We start from the raw sequence: 4121 nt of genomic DNA, 5'->3' as shown, positions 1-4121 counted from the left end.
CTCGAGTCTGCCGGTATCAAATACGAAGTGAACGAGCGTCTGGTGCGTGGTCTTGACTACTACAACCTGACCGTGTTCGAGTGGGTCACCAGCAGTCTAGGTGCCCAGGGCACCGTCTGTGCCGGTGGCCGCTACGATGGTCTGGTAGAGCAGCTGGGCGGTCAACCGACCCCGGCCGTGGGCTTTGCCATGGGTATGGAGCGTCTGGTGCTGATGCTGGAAACTCTCGAGCTCAACGCCGATATCCGCCCGGCGGTGGATGTCTATCTGGCGATGGTGGGCGAGGGGACCGAACAGGCTGGCTTCCAGCTGGCCGAGCGTCTGCGCGATGCCCTGCCGGACCTGCGCCTGATGAGCCACTGCGGTGGTGGCAACTTCAAGAAACAACTCAAACGTGCCGACAAGAGCGGCGCGGCAATCGCCCTGATCCTTGGTGAGACCGAGGTGCAAAACGGGGAGATCACTATCAAATATCTGCGTGGTCAGGCCGAGCAACAGACCGTCAAGGTTGACGCCGCCATTGCCCTGCTGGCAGCCAAAGGAGAGTAAGCTGTGGAAGTCTATACCACCGAAGAACAACAGGTTGAGGTTATCAAGGAGTGGTGGAAAGAGAACGGAACCTCGGTGATTGCCGGGACCGTTATCGGTCTGGTCGGTCTGTTCGGTTGGCGCTATTACAACCAGCACCAGCAAGAGACCATGGAGGCCTCCTCCCACTCTTACAACCAGGTGATTGAGCAGCTGGCCAAGGGCGATGCCGCCGGTTTCGAGCAGGCACAGCAGTTTGTCACTGCCAACAAGGGTGACTCCTACGGTGAACTGGCCGCGTTGCAACTGGCTGCCGCTGCCGTCAAGGCGGGCAAGCTGGATCTGGCTGCCGAGCAGCTGGAGCTGGTGGCGACCACGGGTGACGAGAGCATTCGTCCCATCGCGGCGCTGCGTCTGGCCCGTGTGCTGAATGATCAGGGCAAGGCAGATGAAGCGCTGGCCAAGCTGGCGACCATCCAGAATGAGGCCTTCAAGGCGCAGGTAGCCGAAGCCCGTGGTGATGTGCTGCAAAAGCAGGGCAAGACCGAAGAGGCTCGTGATGCCTATCAGGCGGCGGCGGATGCTGGCGGCCTGCAGGGTAGCGCCGAGCTCAAGCTGAAAATGGACGATCTGGCCCTGCCGGCCGTTGCGACTGGTGAGGCACCGGATGCGTAATCTATTCAAGATGGTGGCGCTGGGGGCTGCGGTCTCCTTCGCTCTGCAGGGTTGCTCCCTGTTCAGTTCCGAAGAGGATCTCAACCCGATGGCGCCGCTGCCCAAGGTTGAATCTGCCTTCACGGCCGACACCGCATGGTCATCTACTGTGGGTGATGGCATCGGTGACTTCTACTCCCAGCTCAAGCCGGTGGTGGAAGAGGATCGCATCTACGCGGCGGCCCGCGACGGCGATGTCAGCGCTTTTAACCGTGCCAGTGGCGATCGCCTCTGGACTGTCGATCTGGCCGACCTGCCGATCAACGCCGACAAGCGTAGCGCTCGTCTCTCCGGCGGCCTGGTCTCCCGTTACGGCAAGCTGTTCCTCGGTTCCGAGAACGGGGTGGTCTACGCCCTGAACGAAGAGAACGGTGAAGTGCTGTGGCAGACCAATGTGCCCGGCGAAGTGGTGGCAAGCCCCGCGGTGGAAGATGGCCGCGTGGTAGTGCTGACCACCTCCGGTCGCCTGATCGCCCTCGACACTGATGAAGGCAAGATGCAGTGGTCGCTCTCCGAAGAGCAGCCGCCGCTGACCCTGCGCAGTGCCGGTGCACCGGTGATCACCAACGGCGCCGTGATTTACGGTCGTGCCGATGGCAAGGTGGGCATCGCCCTGCTGAGCAACGGCCAGCCGGTGCGCCAGTCCAAGGTGGCTGATCCGCGCGGTGCTACCGAGCTGGACCGCATGGTGGACGTCGATGCCAGCCCGCTTATTGCCGGTGATGAGCTTTACGCCATCGCCTACAACGGTCAGTTGATGGCGCGCAAACTGATGACCGGCGATGAAGTGTGGAAGCGCAAGTATTCCGGCTATCGCGATCTGGCGATGACTGGCAATGCCATCGTGCTGACCGACAGTCGCAGCCACCTGTTTGCCATCGACCGTCGCAACGGTCTGGAGCTGTGGTCAAACACCCAGCTGGAAAATCGTACCGTCACTGCACCTGTCATCTTCGGTGACTATGTGGTGGTGGGTGATGTGGAAGGATACCTGTATTGGCTTGATCGTACCGACGGTACCATCAAGGCGATGCAGCAGCTCGATAGCAGTGGTCTCTACGCCGCCCCGCTGGTGGATGGCGAGACCCTGTATGTGCAGAGCCGTGACGGCAAGTTGTACGCCCTCAAGCGTCCTTGATCGTCCGATAATGTGAATATCCGGCTCCTGGTCTTCGGACCCGGAGCCTTTGTCGTCTTGAGAATGAGGCTTTTATGACTCCTGTAGTAGCCCTGGTGGGCCGCCCCAACGTGGGGAAATCCACCCTGTTTAACCGCTTGACCCGTACTCGGGATGCCCTGGTTGCCGATTTTCCCGGTCTGACCCGGGACCGTAAATACGGTCAGGCGAAGTTGGGCGAGCTGGAATTTATCGTGGTCGATACCGGCGGTATCGATGGCACCGAAGAGGGGATCGAGCTGAAGATGGCCGAGCAATCTCTGCTGGCCATCGAAGAAGCGGACGTCGTGCTGTTCATGGTGGATGCCCGTGCCGGTCTGACCGCGGCGGATCAAGCCATCGCCGAGCACTTGCGCAAGGCCCACAAGAAGGTATTTCTGGTGGCCAACAAGACCGACGGTATCGATGGTGATTCCGCGGTCTCCGAGTTCTACGGTCTGGCGCTGGGTGAGGTCTACCAGATCGCGGCCGCCCACGGTCGTGGTGTGCTGAGCCTGCTGGAACTGGCCCTGTCTCCCCATCTGGAGACCCTGGTCGACTCCGCTACCGATGAAGATGCGCAGGATGAGGAAGAGGAGGACTTCGACGAAGAAGCCCTGCTGCGCATGGTGGCTGCCGGTGAACTCGATACCAAAGAGGACACCAAGGAGACCCCGTTCGCCGACCTGCCTATCAAGTTCGCCATCGTCGGTCGTCCCAACGTCGGTAAATCTACCCTGACCAACCGCATGCTGGGTGAAGATCGGGTCATCGTCTATGACATGCCCGGCACCACCCGTGACTCCGTTTACATTCCGATGGAGCGTGACGAGCAGAAGTATGTGGTCATCGATACCGCCGGTGTGCGTCGTCGTGGCAAGGTGCACGAGACGGTGGAGAAGTTCTCCGTTATCAAGACCCTGAAAGCCATCGAAGATGCCAACGTTTGCCTGCTGGTGATCGACGCCCAGGAGACCATCACCGATCAGGACTTGAGCATCCTTGGTTATGTGCTCCATGCCGGTCGCTCCGTGGTGCTGGTGGTGAACAAGTGGGATGGTCTGGATCAGAAGGTGAAAGAGGATGTGAAGAACGAGCTGGATCGTCGCTTGGGCTTCATCGACTTCGCTCGCGTCCACTTCATCTCCGCCCTGCACGGTAGCGGTGTCGGCCATCTGTTTGAATCCATTCAGGAGGCTTACCAGTCTGCCACCCGTCGTACCAGCACGGCCATGCTGACCCGCATCATGCAGATGGCGCAGGAAGATCACCAGCCGCCGATGGTCAACGGTCGCCGCGTCAAGCTCAAGTATGCTCACGCCGGTGGCTACAACCCGCCGCGCATCGTGATCCACGGCAACCAGCTGAACGACTTGCCGGACTCCTACAAGCGGTATTTGATCAACTACTTCCGCAAGTCCCTCAAGATCATGGGCTCGCCGATCCGGGTCGAGTTCCAGGAGTCGGTCAACCCGTTTGAAGGGAAGAAGAACACCATGACCCTGAGTCAGGAACGTCAGCGCAAACGCCTGCTGAAAATGAAGAAGAAATAAGTCCTTGCGGCTGCCCTCACCGGCAGCCGCTTTGTTATCCTCGTCATGTCAAGGTGAGGAGCAAGGGGAGGAGGATCTGCCATGGAGCCAGACCATGGCAGATCCACTTTTCGAGGAGTTGATTATGGAAGCCCTGCTTTGTCCATCATGCCAGGCTGAACTGGATACCC

Annotated in this window: 4 protein-coding genes; all 4 read left to right on the top strand. The window is 59.9% G+C overall.

The window, feature by feature from the left end:
* On the top strand, positions 1-549 hold a 549-nt coding region (locus AACS18_RS09525), incomplete at its 5' end, for a histidine--tRNA ligase (protein WP_181363432.1).
* A gap of 3 nt (positions 550-552) precedes the next feature.
* The gene (locus tag AACS18_RS09520) at positions 553-1203 is read left to right on the top strand and encodes a YfgM family protein (protein WP_021229680.1); all 651 of its coding nucleotides are present in this window, start codon (positions 553-555) and stop codon (positions 1201-1203) included.
* On the top strand, positions 1196-2380 hold the full coding sequence (bamB, locus tag AACS18_RS09515; RefSeq protein ID WP_108614189.1) for an outer membrane protein assembly factor BamB: 1185 nt from the start codon (positions 1196-1198) through the stop codon (positions 2378-2380). The genes AACS18_RS09520 and bamB overlap by 8 nt, the downstream gene beginning before the upstream one ends.
* A 74-nt stretch (positions 2381-2454) precedes the next feature.
* The gene (der, locus tag AACS18_RS09510) at positions 2455-3951 is read left to right on the top strand and encodes a ribosome biogenesis GTPase Der (RefSeq protein WP_108614188.1); all 1497 of its coding nucleotides are present in this window, start codon (positions 2455-2457) and stop codon (positions 3949-3951) included.
* The last annotated feature ends 170 nt before the right edge of the window (positions 3952-4121 follow it).

It is taken from the genome of Aeromonas sp. HMWF015 (assembly GCF_963878965.1).
Lineage (GTDB): Bacteria > Pseudomonadota > Gammaproteobacteria > Enterobacterales > Aeromonadaceae > Aeromonas > Aeromonas veronii.
This window is presented reverse-complemented; position numbering and strand designations above follow the sequence as displayed.

What these genes read in the sequence shown, in the direction of transcription:
- bamB (WP_108614189.1), top strand. Translation starts at nt 1,196, where the DNA reads ATGCGTAATCTATTCAAGATGGTGGCGCTGGGGGCTGCGGTCTCCTTC.
- der (WP_108614188.1), top strand. Translation starts at nt 2,455, where the DNA reads ATGACTCCTGTAGTAGCCCTGGTGGGCCGCCCCAACGTGGGGAAATCC.